The 16,306-nt window shown below is 44.0% G+C and carries 16 protein-coding genes and 4 tRNA genes; 1 reads left to right on the forward strand and 19 read right to left on the reverse strand.

Features of this window, described 5'->3' with window-relative positions; all coding sequences use genetic code 11:
• The 19 genes from IEV39_RS17605 to IEV39_RS17695 all read right to left on the reverse strand — a co-directional run.
• The coding region (locus IEV39_RS17605) for a GTP-binding protein (RefSeq protein WP_159725216.1) at nt 1-153 on the reverse strand (153 nt) is incomplete at its 3' end.
• A gap of 164 nt (nt 154-317) precedes the next feature.
• Nucleotides 318-392, reverse strand: a tRNA-Thr gene (locus IEV39_RS17610).
• Nucleotides 393-403: 11 nt separating this feature from the next.
• Nucleotides 404-479, reverse strand: a tRNA-Gly gene (locus tag IEV39_RS17615).
• Nucleotides 480-508: 29 nt separating this feature from the next.
• Nucleotides 509-592: transfer RNA gene (locus IEV39_RS17620), tRNA-Tyr, on the reverse strand.
• A gap of 51 nt (nt 593-643) precedes the next feature.
• A tRNA-Thr gene (locus IEV39_RS17625) sits at nt 644-719 on the reverse strand.
• Between the two features lie 99 nt (nt 720-818).
• On the reverse strand, nt 819-2,312 hold the full coding sequence (gene trpE, locus IEV39_RS17630) for an anthranilate synthase component I (protein ID WP_005280976.1): 1,494 nt from the start codon (nt 2,310-2,312) through the stop codon (nt 819-821).
• Between the two features lie 112 nt (nt 2,313-2,424).
• On the reverse strand, nt 2,425-3,090 hold the full coding sequence (locus tag IEV39_RS17635; RefSeq protein WP_005280979.1) for a phosphoglycolate phosphatase: 666 nt from the start codon (nt 3,088-3,090) through the stop codon (nt 2,425-2,427).
• A 71-nt stretch (nt 3,091-3,161) separates the two neighbouring features.
• Nucleotides 3,162-3,776 (reverse strand): FHA domain-containing protein, encoded by a 615-nt coding sequence (locus IEV39_RS17640; protein ID WP_005280982.1) that lies wholly within the window; start codon nt 3,774-3,776, stop codon nt 3,162-3,164.
• A gap of 62 nt (nt 3,777-3,838) precedes the next feature.
• Entirely contained in the window at nt 3,839-6,100 is a 2,262-nt protein-coding gene (gene gspD / locus IEV39_RS17645; protein ID WP_005280984.1) for a type II secretion system secretin GspD, read from the reverse strand.
• A gap of 40 nt (nt 6,101-6,140) precedes the next feature.
• A complete protein-coding gene (locus IEV39_RS17650; RefSeq protein WP_005280987.1) occupies nt 6,141-6,980 on the reverse strand; it encodes a type II secretion system protein N in 840 nt (279 codons plus the stop codon).
• Nucleotides 6,980-7,723, reverse strand: a complete 744-nt coding sequence (gspN, locus tag IEV39_RS17655) for a type II secretion system protein N (protein WP_005226377.1) — start codon at nt 7,721-7,723, stop codon at nt 6,980-6,982. Before gspN ends, IEV39_RS17650 begins: the two co-directional genes overlap by 1 nt.
• 177 nt (nt 7,724-7,900) lie before the next feature.
• The gene (locus IEV39_RS17660) at nt 7,901-8,227 is read right to left on the reverse strand and encodes an H-NS histone family protein (RefSeq protein WP_005280991.1); all 327 of its coding nucleotides are present in this window, start codon (nt 8,225-8,227) and stop codon (nt 7,901-7,903) included.
• Between the two features lie 379 nt (nt 8,228-8,606).
• Nucleotides 8,607-9,053 (reverse strand): acyl-CoA thioesterase, encoded by a 447-nt coding sequence (locus tag IEV39_RS17665; RefSeq protein ID WP_005226373.1) that lies wholly within the window; start codon nt 9,051-9,053, stop codon nt 8,607-8,609.
• Nucleotides 9,054-9,061: 8 nt separating this feature from the next.
• On the reverse strand, nt 9,062-10,255 hold the full coding sequence (locus tag IEV39_RS17670) for a hypothetical protein (protein WP_005280995.1): 1,194 nt from the start codon (nt 10,253-10,255) through the stop codon (nt 9,062-9,064).
• 6 nt (nt 10,256-10,261) lie between these two features.
• Nucleotides 10,262-11,089 (reverse strand): hypothetical protein, encoded by an 828-nt coding sequence (locus tag IEV39_RS17675; RefSeq protein WP_005280998.1) that lies wholly within the window; start codon nt 11,087-11,089, stop codon nt 10,262-10,264.
• On the reverse strand, nt 11,086-11,862 hold the full coding sequence (locus IEV39_RS17680; RefSeq protein WP_005281001.1) for a uroporphyrinogen-III synthase: 777 nt from the start codon (nt 11,860-11,862) through the stop codon (nt 11,086-11,088). Before IEV39_RS17680 ends, IEV39_RS17675 begins: the two co-directional genes overlap by 4 nt.
• Nucleotides 11,862-12,779: a hydroxymethylbilane synthase gene (hemC, locus tag IEV39_RS17685; protein WP_032883123.1), complete on the reverse strand. Its 918-nt coding sequence runs from the start codon at nt 12,777-12,779 to the stop codon at nt 11,862-11,864. The genes IEV39_RS17680 and hemC overlap by 1 nt, the downstream gene beginning before the upstream one ends.
• A gap of 111 nt (nt 12,780-12,890) precedes the next feature.
• Nucleotides 12,891-13,631, reverse strand: a complete 741-nt coding sequence (locus IEV39_RS17690; RefSeq protein WP_004773988.1) for a LytR/AlgR family response regulator transcription factor — start codon at nt 13,629-13,631, stop codon at nt 12,891-12,893.
• Nucleotides 13,632-13,690: 59 nt separating this feature from the next.
• Nucleotides 13,691-14,836 (reverse strand): sensor histidine kinase, encoded by a 1,146-nt coding sequence (locus IEV39_RS17695; protein ID WP_005281007.1) that lies wholly within the window; start codon nt 14,834-14,836, stop codon nt 13,691-13,693.
• Between IEV39_RS17695 and argH the strand changes: the two genes are divergently transcribed.
• On the forward strand, nt 14,827-16,257 hold the full coding sequence (gene argH / locus IEV39_RS17700; RefSeq protein ID WP_032883118.1) for an argininosuccinate lyase: 1,431 nt from the start codon (nt 14,827-14,829) through the stop codon (nt 16,255-16,257). The two genes, IEV39_RS17695 and argH, sit on opposite strands and share 10 nt — an antisense overlap.
• The last annotated feature ends 49 nt before the right edge of the window (nt 16,258-16,306 follow it).

Below are 16,306 nucleotides of genomic sequence, written 5' to 3' on the forward strand. Positions count from 1 at the left end.
GTCGATTTGTGAGTAATCTTTCGCTTCACCGCCGTAAGTTTTTGCACAGATCGTTGCAATCGCAGCAGTTAAAGTTGTTTTACCATGGTCAACGTGACCAATTGTACCCACGTTTACGTGTGGTTTGTTACGTTCAAACTTAGCCTTAGCCATTTTGATTTTCCTCGTTTACGTCGACACCAGTTTAGAGAAAAACAACCCTGAAAAACCTTCTTTATCGACATTCGCCTAAAAAACTAGACACCTAATACTTGAAAAGCAGACTATAATAGCCTGCTTCTTTAAAAACTTGTGGAATAACCACTAAACTGTATATCTGGAGCTCTTATCGAGATTTGAACTCGAGACCTCTCCCTTACCAAGGGAGTGCTCTACCACTGAGCTATAAGAGCGACATCTTCGATGGAGCGGGAGACGAGGATCGAACTCGCGACATGCAGCTTGGAAGGCTGCCACTCTACCAACTGAGTTACTCCCGCATGTTGGTACGACATCTATCGAAGTTAGATGGTGGTGAGAGAAGGATTCGAACCTTCGAAACTTTCGTAGCAGAGTTACAGTCTGCCCCCTTTGACCGCTCGGGAATCTCACCATATCACACTTACACAGTGCTGTTCTTCACTTTATATACCACACTTTAAGATGGTGCCGGCACACGGATTCGAACTGTGGACCTACTGATTACAAGTCAGTTGCTCTACCAACTGAGCTATGCCGGCTCTTTCTTAGTGTTTCGTACGTTTCGTATCGGAACGGTGTGCAGTTTAGCAAAACTTAGAATCGATGCAAGTGCTTTTTTAAAAAAAACCGTTAAAAACTCATAAAATCAATCCGTTTGACGATAATTCAACCGCTTTGATCACTGCGCGAGCTTTTATTTGGGTTTCATTCCACTCAGATTCAGGATTTGAGTCCGCAACCAGCCCTGCTCCAGCCTGTACATAGACCTTTTTATCGCGAATCACACAGGTTCGAATAGCAATCGACATGTCCATTTCGCCGTGCCAGCCTAAATAACCCACTGCACCGCCAAACACACCCCGTTTTACCGGTTCAACTTCGTCAATAATTTCCATGGCACGTATTTTGGGTGCACCCGAAAGTGTTCCAGCTGGAAAAGTCGCCTTAAATACATCTAAAGCATCAATATCATCACGAACTTCACCCTGCACATTAGATACAATATGCATGACATGTGAATAACGTTCGATCACCATACGGTCTGTCACTTGCACTTTACCAATCTTGGATACCCGTCCCACATCATTACGCCCAAGATCAATCAGCATTAAATGTTCGGCAATCTCTTTTTCATCCGCTAGTAAATCTTGTTCCAAGGCCAGATCTTCTTCTTTGGTTTTGCCGCGTGGTCGCGTCCCTGCTAAAGGACGTACTGTTGCGATACCATTTTCCAGACGGGACAGAATCTCTGGCGATGATCCTACAATATGAAAAGGCTTTTGATCAGTCAGTGTCTGGCCTTGCACCAGGAATAAATAGGGCGATGGGTTTAAATGGCGGAGCGCACGATACACTTGTAGCGCTTCACCATCAAAATCAGACACCATACGTTGCCCAGGCACCACCTGCATCACATCCCCCGCACGGATGTATTCCTTAACCTTGTCCACGGTTTCCAGAAACCTTTCCTTGCCGGTAATCGATTCAAAATGTGGTGCGCTATGCGGTTTTGCTTGCAGACTCACTGGTGTTGCCAGTAACTGCTCTAGCTGATCCAGCTTGCCTTGTGCTTTGTTATAGGCATCTGGCTCACTGACATCAGCATGATGGATCAGGAACAGGGTATCTTTTAAATTATCAAACACAATCACGGTTTGAGACAGCATCAACCATAAATCAGGTAGGGTTACCGGATCAGCTGCTGGGACATTCTTGAGTTTTGGCTCAATATAACGCACGGCGTCATAGCCTAAATAACCCACCAGGCCACCGGTAAAGCTTGGTAAGTCCGGCAGTTCGGCTTTGCTGGGAACTTTAAACTGTCTTTGAAAATCACGAATATATTGAAACGGATCTGCACAATCCTGTTGCGTTACTGTGCCATCTGCTTGCTGGATGGTTAACACACCGGCATTGCATGAAAAAACGATAGATTCGCCGAGTCCAATCATGGAATAGCGTGCCCAGTTCTCGCCGCCCTCTACCGACTCAAATAGATAAGCTTGTTTCTGTTCCTTAAAACGTGCAAAAACAGATAACGGGGTTTCAGTATCAGCCAAGCGCTGACGATAAACTGGAATGGTGTTGTAGCCTGCTGCTTTTAATTGTTCAAACTGGATTGCTGTTGTCATGAGTCATCTCTTATGGTTTCGATTTATCTGCGTTTCCCTGTTTTAATACTGCTTTAATCCCGCCATCGAAAAACCATCATCATCCTCACACCTCTTTCCCTATCTGATTTTCTTAAACTAACTCTGCCAGACGATCAACCACTTGCTGTGGCTGGCAGTCATAAATGCTTTCCCCATGATTATAGCCATAGCTGACTACAATACAATCAATACCTGCACGCCTTGCGGCTTCGACATCATTGCTTGAATCGCCAATCATCAAGGTTTCAGCCGTGGTTATTCCTGCTTGCTCTACACAATGCAACAGCGGCAACGGATGCGGTTTACGTTCCGCCAAACTGTCCCCACCTACGACCATTTTAAAATAAGGTGCAAGCTCTAAAACGTCCAGAATTCCTCGCGCCAGATGTTCAGGCTTATTGGTGACACAGGCCATGGCAATATTATGGGCCTGACAATACTCCAGAAAGGGCAACACACCGTCATATACCTGCGTATCGACACAGAGCTCTTGCGCGTACACCTGCATAAAGGTGCTTAACAGCTGCGCTTGCTGTTGCGCATCGACCTGTCCAAATAAATGACTCAGTACCGCTTCACATAATTTTGCGGCACCCTTACCCACCCAGACTCTCACCTGCGCTTCAGTCACCAGCGGCAGCCCTAGCTTGGTCAGACTCAGATTCATGGCACGATATAGGTCAGCGGCCGAATCTACCAGTGTTCCATCCAGATCAAATAACACCAGATGACGACTTTGCAACTGCGCAACAGACATGAAATTTCACCCTCATAATAAAAAAGGCACACCCAAGCGGGCATGCCTTTGATTGTAAAAGCTTCGCCCGATTATTTAAAGAACAGCCAGGCAATCACAGCTAAAATGATCAATACAATAATTGAAATGAGCCCAACCGAAGCATTCTTCTGTTGCTCTTTCTCTTCAGCCACACGTGAAACAGGCTCTTCAAGCGCAACAGGTTGTGGTTCAGGCACAGCCTGTACCTGCACACCTTCAGGAATGGGTGCAGGTTTTGGAATCGCGACCTGTTGTGGCATCCCATCACGTGTGATTGGTGTTTCTGCCGCACGTTCGGCAATGCTCGGCATGCCTTGATCCTGTATATGGGCCGTTACAGGCTCTGCTTCAATTTCAGGTAATTCTGTTGCTGCCGCTGGCGCAAGTACCGAGAACACAAAGCTGGCAAACTGCAAAATATCACCATCGTGCAATTCAGTTTCCTGCTCGATTCGCGCATCATTAATAAATGTGCCATTGGACGAGTTTAAGTCTTGCACCCAAAGCTGTTGATCTTTGAGTAACAACGCCGCATGACGACGCGAAATATCGGCGGATTGCAACAAAATATCAGCATCCTGATGTCGGCCAACCAACATATCACGCTCAATATTCAGTTCCTGCCCCGTAAATTCACCTGTAATGGCTTGTAATTTCCAAGTCATAGATGCATATCCTTTATCATTTTCCACAATCGTAACATTGTGACATAAGCGTTTCTGTGCAGCTACTGTGAAGACGCTGGGCGAATCGTAGTGGTGGTGACCGTATTTTTACTCCGCTCGGTTTCCTTCACCGGGAGCTGTACGGTTTTCTGCTGCAGCTGAGGCTGCTCAACCGCAACTGGCGTAGTTACCACAACGGTTTTTTGGGCTTGCCTCGCGGTTGGAACTTTTTGATAAGGTGAATTTGCCGCAGGCTGCTGGATATAAATATCTGCAACATTTTCAGGTAATTTGGCAAAGTTACCATTTTTGTCCATTGAAAGTTGCAAACTATAGAGCTGGTTATAACGCTGCTGAGAAATGCGACGTACATCATCAGAATCCCCAACAATAGTCGGATGGATAAAGACAAGCAGGTTACGCTTTTCATTACTGCGATTATCCGAACGGAACAGTCGGCCCAAGTACGGAATATCACTTAATATAGGTAAGCCTTGACGTCCTAAAGTCGTGTTGTCTGAGACCAAGCCCCCCAACACAACGGTTTGTCCATGATCTGCCAATACCGAAGTTTTAATTGCACGCTTACTGGTGACCAAATCAGCAGCCTGACCTTTACTATTCTGAACGTTAGAGACTTCTTGCTCAACTTCCAAACGTACAGAACCACCCTCACCAATATGCGGAATTACTTTTAAAGTCACCCCGACATCTTTACGCTCGACAGTGGTATAAGGATTTACTGTACTGTTACCTGTCGTTGCAACCGAACCTGTCACAAACGGGACATTCTGACCCACAACGATATACGCCTCTTCATTGTCCATGGTGACGATTGATGGGGTAGACAGAAGGTTGGATTTGGTATTTTCCTTCAAAGCCTGAATCAGCGCACCATACAGTTGACGAGAGCCGTTGCTGCCTTCTTTATACTTACCAAGACCAATTGATGCACCATCCCCCAAAGCACCTGCCGCGCCAGCTGCACCACCGGTTAGATATCCCGCTGCAATTTTGGACAAGCCAGAACCTAAATTGGAAAAGTTAATTAACCCTACGCCACTATTCAAATCACCAAGCGCCCATTGCACTCCCAGTTGATCTGCATCGGTCCCAACCACTTCAATAATAGCCGCCTCGATCATGACTTGCTGACGACGCGTATCTAGTTGCTGAACCGCGGCATCAATTTCACGCATCAATTGTGGTTCAGCCTTCACCACCAAAGCATTCTGTGCAGGATCGGCAATAATACTGACCCCACCCTGATTAAAACTGGTAATGCCCGCGTTTTGGCTATTATTTGAATTACTATTTAAGTTAATCGAAGGTGTGGAAACAGAAGATGAAGATCCCATTGATGAACCTGAATTCTGACTACTTGAAACCAGGTTATTAATCGAATTTGAACTACTGTTGCTATTTGACGAAGAAGAAGATGATGAAACCGATTGCCCTGTGACCAGACCTTGTAAAATCTCGGCCAGATTTTTAGCACTGGCATATTTCAGGCGGAAAACTTTTAAGCCACCCAAACGAGCCGCCGACGGCACATCCAGCATTTCAATCATTTGACGCAAACGCTTGCGCGAGTCCGGATCACCCTTGATTAAGATACGATTGGTCCGGTTATCTGCAACCACACGGACACGCGATCCAATGAAGTCCTTGGATGCACCTGTGGCACTCATGGTCTCCAGCAAACCAATAATTTCTTCGGCCTGACTGGATTGCAGACTAATTGCCTCAATGTCGTTTTGCCCAGTTCCATCCAGATTACGCACGATATTTTCAAGCTGATAAATATTGGTGGCACGATCCGAAACAATTAAGGCATTGGTTCCAGCCACCGCAGCAAGATGCGCGAACTGTGGCATTAATGGACGTAATGCCGGGATCAGGTCATTCGGATTGGTATTTTGTAGCCAGATCACACGCGTGACAATTTGGTCACCGCCAGCACGACTTCGGGCATCATAAGGAATACCCGAATTCTTGGCATTACTGTCTGGTACCAGTTTTACCGTATTGCCAGAAGGTAGCGCCACCACACCATTGACGTTGAGCACGCCCAGAAATAGGTCATACACCTCATCTTTATTTAGTGGTTTATTGGAAATAACCGTAACATTGCCACGTACACGTGGGTCAACCGCAAAGTTCTTCCCTGTAATATCAGCAACTTCGTTAATAAATGCAGTTAAGTCCGCATCACGTAGATTGATCTTCCATGTTTGTGCTTGCACATGGGTACTGACTGTCGCAATTAAAGGCGCTGCAGCAAGTAATGCCCAAAGTGGACGTTGATGATTCAAGAAAGCCATAACCTGCACTTATTCCTAACTGATGTGTGACGTGTGATCACTAAAAACTTTGTTGTATGGTCATCACCTGATCACCACGTTTTATTTCTATTTTGGCATGCCCTTCACGACGTACTTGCTCTAATAATTGTACTTCGTTGAGCCCCTGCCCGACGCTTTGGCCATTGATCGACAGAATACGATCACCCGAACGCAAACCTAAGTTATTTTTTAAGCTTGAGGGCGTCTTATCCGAAATTTCATAGCCTTCCCCTCCACTACTGACGCCCATATTTTTCAGATATTGTTCCCGGTTATCCTGCATTTGCTGGATAGCCTGCCCTAAAGCAGACTGGGGCGAATTCTGAGCAGGCGCAGGAGCTGCTGCTGGAGGGACGCTTGTTCCATTATTTAAAACAGGCGCAGCCGGTTGATATAAACCATTGTCCAGTCCCTTAAATTTGACTTCACGTGTTGCACCATTACCTTGACGCAAGATTACGTGATCCCAATACACTTCTGCCAGCTGATAGGAGGTAGAGCCAACGGTCTCGCCTACCCGATAACGTTCAGCAGTATCATTCATTTTAATGACCGCAGAAGACAAGTAATTTGGTTGACCGAGCAATACACCCTGTAACTCCAGATTAATATTGTCATCGGCCGAAGCTGCTGCGGGTTCATTAAATAAGGCAAATGAACTGATATTGGGAACCTGGGCTTGCTGCGAACCCAGTTCAACCCGGTCAAACTGCATCGGTTGTGGCGGTGCAACCACCCACCAAAATAAGGAGGCCAGTTTCCAGCATAACCATAAAATCAGTAAAGCCAGAATCAGGCCACTTAACTTATCCAGCTTCTGCCAACGCAATTGTTGCATTTTTTCAGTGATTGCTTTCATCAAAAACCACCCTGCAACAACGGCTGACGTGAACTGATCACATAGGTATCTAGGCCAGCTTTACCTTGATAGGATGGAATATTCAATAACATGCGTTGCGTCAGCTGTACATCCAGCATCAGGTTGGCATCTAAGCTGAGATTCCCCATTTTCTGGCTACGCTGATCACGGATATCAATCTGGAGTTGGCCGTTTTCATCTTTTATCTCAGCCACCAAGGAAGGCATATTCATACGGTCTTGACGCTGACCAAAGGTATAACTCAAGGCACCGCCGCCCCAGTTCAATTGACCTTCTGCTGCGCTAAAACCTTTTTCTTTTTGATAGTTAAATTGCACGTCTTTCAATTGAATAGAATTTTCAGGCCATTGCCAGTTTGCAAAATACTTTAATGTTTCTGGCGAAATCGCACCCTGCAAATCCTTGATCATGATTTTTTGTCCTAAACCATAACCAAATACTCCATTGAATTGCGTGTTACCGCTATGGATATCAAGATTTGCCCCTAAACGTAACAATAACAAATCTAAAGGACGGGTTTTCCAATGCACCGAGCCGCGTAGCTGGCCACGTTGCCAGTCGGCTTGCCCCTGCCAGATATTGCCGCTGACATTATGTAATATTTGATTATCTTTTGAGAATTTTGCAATTAACCATGTCGCTGGAATTTGTAAAATAATAAAAATTAAAAATGCAAAAATGGCGAAAAGCCACCATCTCCATTGCTTGGTTTTTTTCTTCATTCAACCCTTACCAACATGCAAAATATCATCCTTTTCGAGACACTCGCCCCTGAATGACATTATGCATACTTTTTCAACATCGCCAATTCTCTCATATAAAAAAACCAAGCTTTTTAAGCCTGGCTTTTGATTCAGGATAAAGCCATCGTATGACAAAACGATGACTTTAAAACTTGCTTAGATTAAGAAATCTTCAAGTTTTGCACCTTTTTCCAACTCGGCAACTAACCAGCGTGGCTGTTTACCACGACCTGTCCAAGTTTCCTCAGTATTGTTTTTGTTGCGGTAGCGTGGCTCTACAGCTTTACGCGTCGTTTTCTTACGCTTTTGCTCACCTACTTCTAATAACTCTTCAACGCTAAAACCAATTGCTTCAGCAATAGCAACAATTTGATTATAAGCATCTTCAATTGCCTGATCTTTTTTGCTGGCAATTAAAGCTTCAGCTTCAGCCTGTAAACGCTTTAAATCTTCTACCGATAATTCGCTAATATCTGGTTTCATTCGAACCACTCCAACTTAATAAGAAAAAAATATCACTCAAAAATAAAAATGAATTTAGAATTCTATTCAATATTAATTTATAAGCGATTAAATAATCAATATGAGAATAGCTCACTTAATCGTATATCAACAATAAAATGGTCTTTTATTTACAATAAAACAAAAAAAGGGAGAATTTAGATATCTAAACAGATTTTAAAAATTAAATAAACAACCTTAACTAACACCACTTATATTAACGTATTCTTAAATTTCACTAAAAAATTTCTTATTTTTTGATTTAGCTCATGGTGCTTTAATTTGCCTGTTTTGCCGGCCACTCAAAAGCACCACATTATGAAATTTGTTATATATTCAAATAAAATAGACATAATTGTCTTTATGATGAGGGGCCTAATATTAATTGATGCCCGACATTTTCTTCAAGCTGAATAATTTTCTGCCGAATTGAATCCGGGATATTACGTTTGTTGGATGTTACCTTATCTACACAAACCATAACCGCCTCACCGGTGGCAATCATTTGATTCTGGGATTCACTCCATAATACATAATGCATACGAAATGCACTATTTCTTAACTCTTCAATACGCGCACCAATATGCAGCACATCGGGATAAAATACCGGCCGTAAATATTTACACTGACTCGAGGCAACCACCGTCAATATCTCCTGATCGAAGATATTTAATGCCATTAAATAGGCAATACGGGCACTTTCCATATAGCGATAATATTGCACATTATTGACATGCCCAAACGCATCCATATCGCCCCAAGCCACGGATTGCTGATGAATAACCGGATAGACAGACAGTTCTTTCATATTTACACTCATATCTTGAAATTAAGAAAATTCACATCATTTTCAAATATTAAATTTAACTGTTTGATTAAGTCCTGATTATCACCCAAGGTCGACTTAATTCTTAAATAACTCATTAATATATTATCAGGATATAAAGTTAATAACTGCCCTGCCTCTGCCTGACGTTGGGTCGCCATATAAATATGCCACTTTGCAAAAGCCAGCATAGGCACACTGGTATAACGCTGTTCCAGCTGAATAATGCGCTGCTCAACATAAGCATAATCCGGAATCTGCTTGAGTAACTGTTGCTGGAACCACAGATAAAATACTTCCGGGTCGAACTGATCTTGCAATAAATGTAAGGCCAGCTCTTCATGCTGCACGCTCATCTCAGGCATTCTGGCCAATAGTTTCAACCACAGCACCTTGCTGCTATAGGGACGGGTTTCAATCTCATCCTGCAACACCAGATAGCGCTGCTGTAATGCACCAAGGTCATCAACCGATGCCTGATCAAAATGAATTAATAATTGCTGCAACCATAAATCACGATGTTCCGCATCTAACAACCCATATTGCGTGGTTTGCAAAAATAACCAGGGTTGTTGGAGTGCCAGTTTGCCCCATAGTGCAGTAATACGCTGCTGGTAAGCGGTTTCGATTTCAACCAGCCACGGAGAAAGCTGATGTTGCGCCAGAAACTCTAAATGGGTTAACGCTTTTTCGGTTTCTTTTTGCTCAAGAAAAATATCTATGCGTTGTAATTCAGCCAATTCAAAGGCCATCGGGGCTGATTTATCCAGACTCTGCAATGCCGCAACATAATCACCATTTTGATAATCAAATTGCGCATCAATAATATTGCTGAGCAGGCCCGACTGGGCAAATACCCGCTCTATAAAAACCTGCTGGTCTTTTGAGGCTTCGAGCAACCAGACAATACCGAGTTGCTCATAAGGATGTAATTGCTTGAAGTGCAGAATGGTTTCTTTTTTTCTTTGTTCCCGGGTGAAATAACGTTTAGCCAATAACCAGCATAATTGCAAGATCAGGCTAATCACAATAAACAGTGCAATTAAGCCCCAAACACTACTCTGGAACTGCCATTCTCGCCAGTAGATATATGCATAGCCATTTCCATAGCCATAACTCAATACAGAAAATAATGCGAACAACACCAGCGCCGAGAGAAAATAAATCAACATTAATTGCTTCATGACAGATTATCCCAACAAGCCTAAGCTGGTTAATTTCGGTGTAGGGACGGCTTGCTGGTTCAAGATTTTCTCTAGGCGCAGTTTCATTTTCTGGCTATTTTGATCCGGTAACTCGGCAAGTAACCGGATCACTTCCTGAACCGATTTCTGATATTCAGTCAATTGACCTTCATGCAAGGCTTGAGATGCCAGCAATAGCCGTAACTGTGCTTCTTTCAAGGTAATATTACGGCTCATTAAATCAGGTGATGAGCGTTGCACTTTTTCCAGTTTAAACCAGTGCCACCATGTCGCACTTTCACCTTTTTCAATTGATAGTTTCGGATCTTGCAGGTTTTGCGCGATCTTTTGATCCAGTTGCTGCAATAATTGATCAAGCTGCTGCTGTTGTTGGGTTTGATTTAAAACAAATTGCTGGATGGCCTGTTTATCCTGCTCTATCGATTTAATCAGGCTATCTTGTAAAGCCGGTGAAACTGCATATTGCAGCACCTGCTGCTGGGCCTGATTCAGTTGTTCCAGTGCATAAATAAACTGTTGCTGATCCAGTGCAAACTGCACCAGTTGCATGTGCTGCTTAATCAGGATAATCGGTGAGATGCCCTCAACTGTCATCGGAATTGAACTATTATCTGTAGGCTCAACCACACGATTATTCTGCAACTGACGCTGGACCGCGACAAATTGATCATTCAATAATGCATAACGCTGTTCAGTCTGGCTAAGCTGCTGTTGAAGCTGGGGAACCGTTTGAGAATATTGTGCAACATCGTAACTGAGTTTAGCCAACCACAATAAACTCAGCCCTAATATTAAATAACCAATTTTTCTCATACATGTCCTTGCCAGTCTCTCATGCGTTGAATGATCTCTGATGCAGATAAATTTTCAAGCTGAATAATGTTAAATGCTTTGTTTGTCTGTGTTCTGGTTTTTTCTAATAATTGTGCCAGCCGTTGCCCCAACACCAGATAAATCCATGTTCGGGGCTGCTGCACCTGCTCACAGATCTGCTGCCAGTAATTCCAGCTTGCTTCGCTACTGATCAATACCGTAACAGGCTGTTGAGGGTTTATCTGGTTTAGAATCTCAGGAAATAGCGCAAAACTTTGTTGGGGACATTGACGGCGATAAAGGACAAAATTGAGTACTTCAATCCCCTGCTGCTGCAATTGCTGCATCATGAATTGTCGTCCGCCTAGCCCCCGCCAGAACGCAATTTTCTTTAAATTTTTCTGCTGTTTTAAAATAGGTAAATCCAGCATGCCTTCCGAGTTTTCGACCTGAGGCACATCACTTTGAATATTGAATCGGGCCAGTGCCTGTGCAGTGGTTTGACCCACTGCAATCCATCGAACATGTTGTAACTGTTCAAGTGTGACACCTGCTTGCTGCAAATATTGCATTCCCACCTCTACCGCTGTGGGGCTGACCACCACAATTGCCTGAACCTGATCAAGCTGCTGATAGAGCTGCTGCAAGCCTTGCGAAAAAGGCTCCGCAACCAGTTCAAGTAAAGGTAAACCCACAACCTGATAACCAGCCTCGGACAATGCCTGTGTTAGAGCACCCGCACGGTCTTCAGGACGTGTATTGATAAACAGCATTAATACAACGCTTTTAGCAACTCACCTGCACCTTGCGCCAATAAGCGTTGTGCCAGTTGCTCACCCAGTTGCTCAGCTTCTGCTGGCGCACCAACCAGTTGTTCTTTTAATAAAGTATGTCCATCGACACTGCCCACTCGCCCTTCAATCTGAAGCTGATCATTGGCCAAAGTGGCATAGCCTGCAATCGGAACCTGACAGCCACCCTCAAGATAAGCATTAAAGGCACGTTCTGCGCGGACACAAATCGAGGTTTCTTCATGTTGTAATGGCTGAATCAGTTTTAATAATGCGTCGTCATTGGTACGGCATTCCAATCCCAGCGCACCTTGTCCAACTGCTGGCAAACTCAGTACCGGCGCCAGACAATGCCGAATACGATCTGACAGACCTAAACGTTTCAGACCCGCACTCGCCAAGATAATGGCATCATACAAACCATCATCCAGCTTGGATAAACGGGTACCGACATTGCCACGTAGATCAATAATTTCCAGATCGGGACGTTGCTGTAAAATCTGGCATTTACGACGTAGGCTCGAAGTACCGACTTTTGCCCCTTGCGGCAATTCATCAAAATGCTGGTATTGATTCGAAACAAATGCATCCAGCGGATCTTCACGCTCACAAATCACTGCTAAGGTTAAGCCTTCAGGCAAATGCATCGGCACATCTTTCATGGAATGGACCGCTAAATCTGCGCGACCATCCAGTAAAGCCGCTTCGAGCTCTTTCACAAACAAACCTTTACCACCGATTTTTGCCAGTGGGGTGTCCAGAATCTTGTCACCCTGCGTCACAAACTTGACCAGCTCAACCGTTAAATCTGGATAAAGTGCATTTAAACGAGAACGGATATGCTCGGCCTGCCAAAGTGCAAGCGGGCTTTGTCGGGTCGCAATTTTTAAGGTTTTCATAAATTCAAATGAAGTATTGATCAAAGCAATTGCTCCCAACTTAACTTGATCACCCGAAATTGCAAGTAAAAAATCATAAAGTGAGCATTGATTCAGCTGAAAAAGCCATATTTACAATTGATGCATACACTCTCTTAAACTTGGCAAATGACGACGGCTCACCGATAAACGCTCATCCAGTTCACGCAAGCGCACCTGATATTGACCTGCTGCGACCAGTTCCAGCCCTTCCAGATAATCCAGTGAGACCAGTGCATTACGGTGAATACGGATAAAACGGTCGGCAAACTCCAGTTCCAGATCTTTCAGTGTTTCATCAATCAGTACGCTGCCATTTTTATGGCGAACCGTGACATATTTTTGATCCGCTAAAAAATAATAGACATTTTCCAAGGGAATCAGTTCCACCCCGCGATAAGTCTTCGCAGCAATCTGTTGGCGTTGGGTTTTAGTATCGTACATATCATCTTGTTGTTGTAAGCCAGTCATTTGTGCTTGTGTAAGTTGGGTTAAATGATTAAATACCTGCTGTAGATCTTGTTGTGCAACAGGTTTAAGTAAATAGCCTTGTGCCTGAAATTTAAATGCTTCCAATGCATGTTGATCGTATGCCGTACAGAAAATAATGGCCGGACGAGGATTAAGCTGGCTGAGCTGTTCAGCACATTCCAGACCATTCATCCCGGGCATTTGAATATCCAGTAAAACAACATCCGGTGAGTCATTTTCAATATGATTTAACACATCCTGTCCATGATGTGCTGTCGCAATGACTTCATGTCCCATTTGAGTGACCAAACGTGACAAACGCTCTACAGCAAGAGGCTCATCATCAGCAATCAGAACTCTCATCCTATTCTCCTTGTCAGCGTTAACTTCATTTCCATCATTTTTATGGTTAACTCGACTTATTATTTTACTTGATCGTGGTAATTCACCACCGTCGTATACAACGACGTTCCCCCGTAAATCTGAAACTTGACCGATTGCCCATAATAAGCTTTCAGGCGCTGCTTCACATTTTCAATCGCAATACCATTTCCTTTTCTCGATTTTATTGTATCGTGAGAATAAGGGTTAGTAATGACTATACTGACTTGATTTTGCAATATTTCAACCAATACGCTGATGGTTGATGGCTGCAAAACTTTTTCTACCCCATGAAAAATACTATTCTCCAGCAAAGGTTGCAACGTTAATAACGGAATCGTTGTCCGTTTTAATTCAATAGGCGTGGCCTGTATGTTCCATTCTACATTCAAACGCTCGCCCAAACGCATCTTTTCAATACTTAAATAGTGCTGACATAAATCAATTTCTTCCGCCAGACTCACCAGTTTTAGTTCCTGAAAGCTGGCCCTGAATAATCGGGATAAATTAATCAGCATATTCTCGGCTTTGTCAGGATCAATCGCGATCAGGCTCACCACACTATTCAGACTGTTAAATAAAAAGTGTGGATGAATTCGCGCCTGCATGGCCTGAATACGGGCATTCAATTCACTATATTGCTGATTCATCCATTGTTCGCGCATGTAGAGATAACGCATACAGAACGCGCCCAGTAATACGCCATAACCTAAGTGCAGGCTGGTTCCGTGAAACAGGATTTCTTGGGAAAATGGCCCGGACCGTGTTGCCCAATATTGCAGGACATTCACAACACAAGTGGTCAACAGCACAATCAGTTGTAATAATATAAAGCCCAATACCAGAGCGACTTTCTGGCTAAATCTGGCAAAAAAATCCTGAAAATAGTCGACCAGTGCCGAAAAAGACAAAATCACCCAGTTAATAAAAAACATATATTGCAGGACACGAATCCCCTCCAGAGCCTGCCATGACCGAGCCTCAGCCAGCGCTAGCACCATCGCCAGCACATTGCTGGCAACAATTAATTCCAATAAGTGTTGCCATTGCCCGATTTTCGTAAAAAAATAGGAGCCTGATGGATTTCCCCCCTGACGAGTTTGCGATAACTTCTTACGTCGAGTTTCGGCAACTGCGTTTGGATTTGCTATACTCTTTTTTATTTTACTGAGCCGCCATGACCACATCTTCTCAATCCTCTTCTTCAGCCAGCCCGAATCAAACCTCTGGAATGTGGGGCGGTCGCTTCTCTGAAGCAACTGATACTTTTGTTGCAGAATTTACCGCATCTGTGCAATTTGACCAACGTTTTTATAAACAAGATATCGCAGGTTCAATTGCGCATGCCACCATGCTTGCGAAAGTAGGTGTACTGACTGAAGCTGAACGTGACGACATTATTCAAGGTTTAAGCACCATTAAAGCTGAAATTGAAGCGGGTAACTTTGAATGGCGTATTGATTTAGAAGATGTGCACATGAATATTGAGTCTCGTTTGACTCAACGTATCGGCATTACCGGTAAAAAACTCCATACCGGCCGTAGCCGTAATGATCAGGTGGCAACTGACATCCGTCTCTATTTACGTGATGAAATCGATGACATCTTGGGCTTGTTACTTCGTTTGCAAAAAGGCCTGCTCAGTCTGGCAAGCAAAAATACCAACACGATTATGCCGGGCTTTACCCATCTGCAAACCGCACAGCCAGTGACCTTTGGTCATCATTTACTGGCGTGGTTTGAAATGTTGGTGCGTGATACCGAACGCCTGCAAGACTGTCGTAAACGCGTCAACCGTATGCCTCTCGGTTCTGCGGCATTGGCAGGTACCACCTACCCGATCGACCGTGCTTATACGGCTGAACTCTTAGGTTTCGAAGCGGTTTCAGAAAACTCTTTAGATGCGGTTTCTGATCGTGACTTTGCCATTGAATTTAATGCGGCGGCATCATTAATCATGATGCACTTGTCACGTATGTCAGAAGAACTGATTTTATGGACTTCAGCACAATTCAAGTTTGTGAATATTCCTGACCGCTTCTGCACAGGCTCTTCCATCATGCCACAGAAGAAGAATCCGGATGTACCTGAACTGGTGCGTGGTAAATCAGGTCGTGTCTTTGGTGACTTGATCAGCCTGTTGACCCTGATGAAAGGTCAACCATTGGCATACAATAAAGACAACCAAGAAGATAAAGAACCATTATTTGATGCGATTGATACCGTTCGCGGTTCACTCATGGCTTTCGCAGACATGGTTCCAGCGCTTGTTCCAAATATCGAAATTATGCGCGAAGCAGCACTTCGTGGCTTCTCTACCGCAACCGATCTTGCCGACTACCTGGTGAAAAAAGGCGTAGCATTCCGTGATGCCCATGAAATTGTCGGTAAAGCGGTGGCTTTAGGTGTTGCAGAAGAAAAAGATTTATCAGAATTGACACTGCAACAGTTACAACAATTCTCTGATTTGATCACCGCAGATGTATTCGATAAAGCATTGACTTTAGAAGCTTCTGTGAATGCCCGTGACCATATTGGTGGAACTTCACCGAAACAGGTTGAAGCTGCGATTGCGCGTGCGCACACTCGCCTAGAACAGTTATATTAATCTCCCTATATCCCTCTTTTACGAAGAGGGACTTTCACTGGATGCCATA

Origin of the sequence: Acinetobacter courvalinii, from assembly GCF_014635545.1 — a bacterium.
GTDB classification, from domain to species: Bacteria; Pseudomonadota; Gammaproteobacteria; order Pseudomonadales; family Moraxellaceae; genus Acinetobacter; species Acinetobacter courvalinii.

What these genes read in the sequence shown, in the direction of transcription:
- IEV39_RS17690 (WP_004773988.1), bottom strand. Translation starts at nt 13,631, where the DNA reads ATGAGAGTTCTGATTGCTGATGATGAGCCTCTTGCTGTAGAGCGTTTG.
- argH (WP_032883118.1), top strand. Translation starts at nt 14,827, where the DNA reads ATGACCACATCTTCTCAATCCTCTTCTTCAGCCAGCCCGAATCAAACC.
- IEV39_RS17650 (WP_005280987.1), bottom strand. Translation starts at nt 6,980, where the DNA reads ATGAAAGCAATCACTGAAAAAATGCAACAATTGCGTTGGCAGAAGCTG.
- IEV39_RS17675 (WP_005280998.1), bottom strand. Translation starts at nt 11,089, where the DNA reads ATGAGAAAAATTGGTTATTTAATATTAGGGCTGAGTTTATTGTGGTTG.
- IEV39_RS17665 (WP_005226373.1), bottom strand. Translation starts at nt 9,053, where the DNA reads ATGAAAGAACTGTCTGTCTATCCGGTTATTCATCAGCAATCCGTGGCT.
- IEV39_RS17635 (WP_005280979.1), bottom strand. Translation starts at nt 3,090, where the DNA reads ATGTCTGTTGCGCAGTTGCAAAGTCGTCATCTGGTGTTATTTGATCTG.
- gspN (WP_005226377.1), bottom strand. Translation starts at nt 7,723, where the DNA reads ATGAAGAAAAAAACCAAGCAATGGAGATGGTGGCTTTTCGCCATTTTT.
- IEV39_RS17680 (WP_005281001.1), bottom strand. Translation starts at nt 11,862, where the DNA reads ATGCTGTTTATCAATACACGTCCTGAAGACCGTGCGGGTGCTCTAACA.
- IEV39_RS17640 (WP_005280982.1), bottom strand. Translation starts at nt 3,776, where the DNA reads ATGACTTGGAAATTACAAGCCATTACAGGTGAATTTACGGGGCAGGAA.
- gspD (WP_005280984.1), bottom strand. Translation starts at nt 6,100, where the DNA reads ATGGCTTTCTTGAATCATCAACGTCCACTTTGGGCATTACTTGCTGCA.
- IEV39_RS17670 (WP_005280995.1), bottom strand. Translation starts at nt 10,255, where the DNA reads ATGAAGCAATTAATGTTGATTTATTTTCTCTCGGCGCTGGTGTTGTTC.
- trpE (WP_005280976.1), bottom strand. Translation starts at nt 2,312, where the DNA reads ATGACAACAGCAATCCAGTTTGAACAATTAAAAGCAGCAGGCTACAAC.
- hemC (WP_032883123.1), bottom strand. Translation starts at nt 12,779, where the DNA reads ATGAAAACCTTAAAAATTGCGACCCGACAAAGCCCGCTTGCACTTTGG.
- IEV39_RS17660 (WP_005280991.1), bottom strand. Translation starts at nt 8,227, where the DNA reads ATGAAACCAGATATTAGCGAATTATCGGTAGAAGATTTAAAGCGTTTA.
- IEV39_RS17695 (WP_005281007.1), bottom strand. Translation starts at nt 14,836, where the DNA reads ATGTGGTCATGGCGGCTCAGTAAAATAAAAAAGAGTATAGCAAATCCA.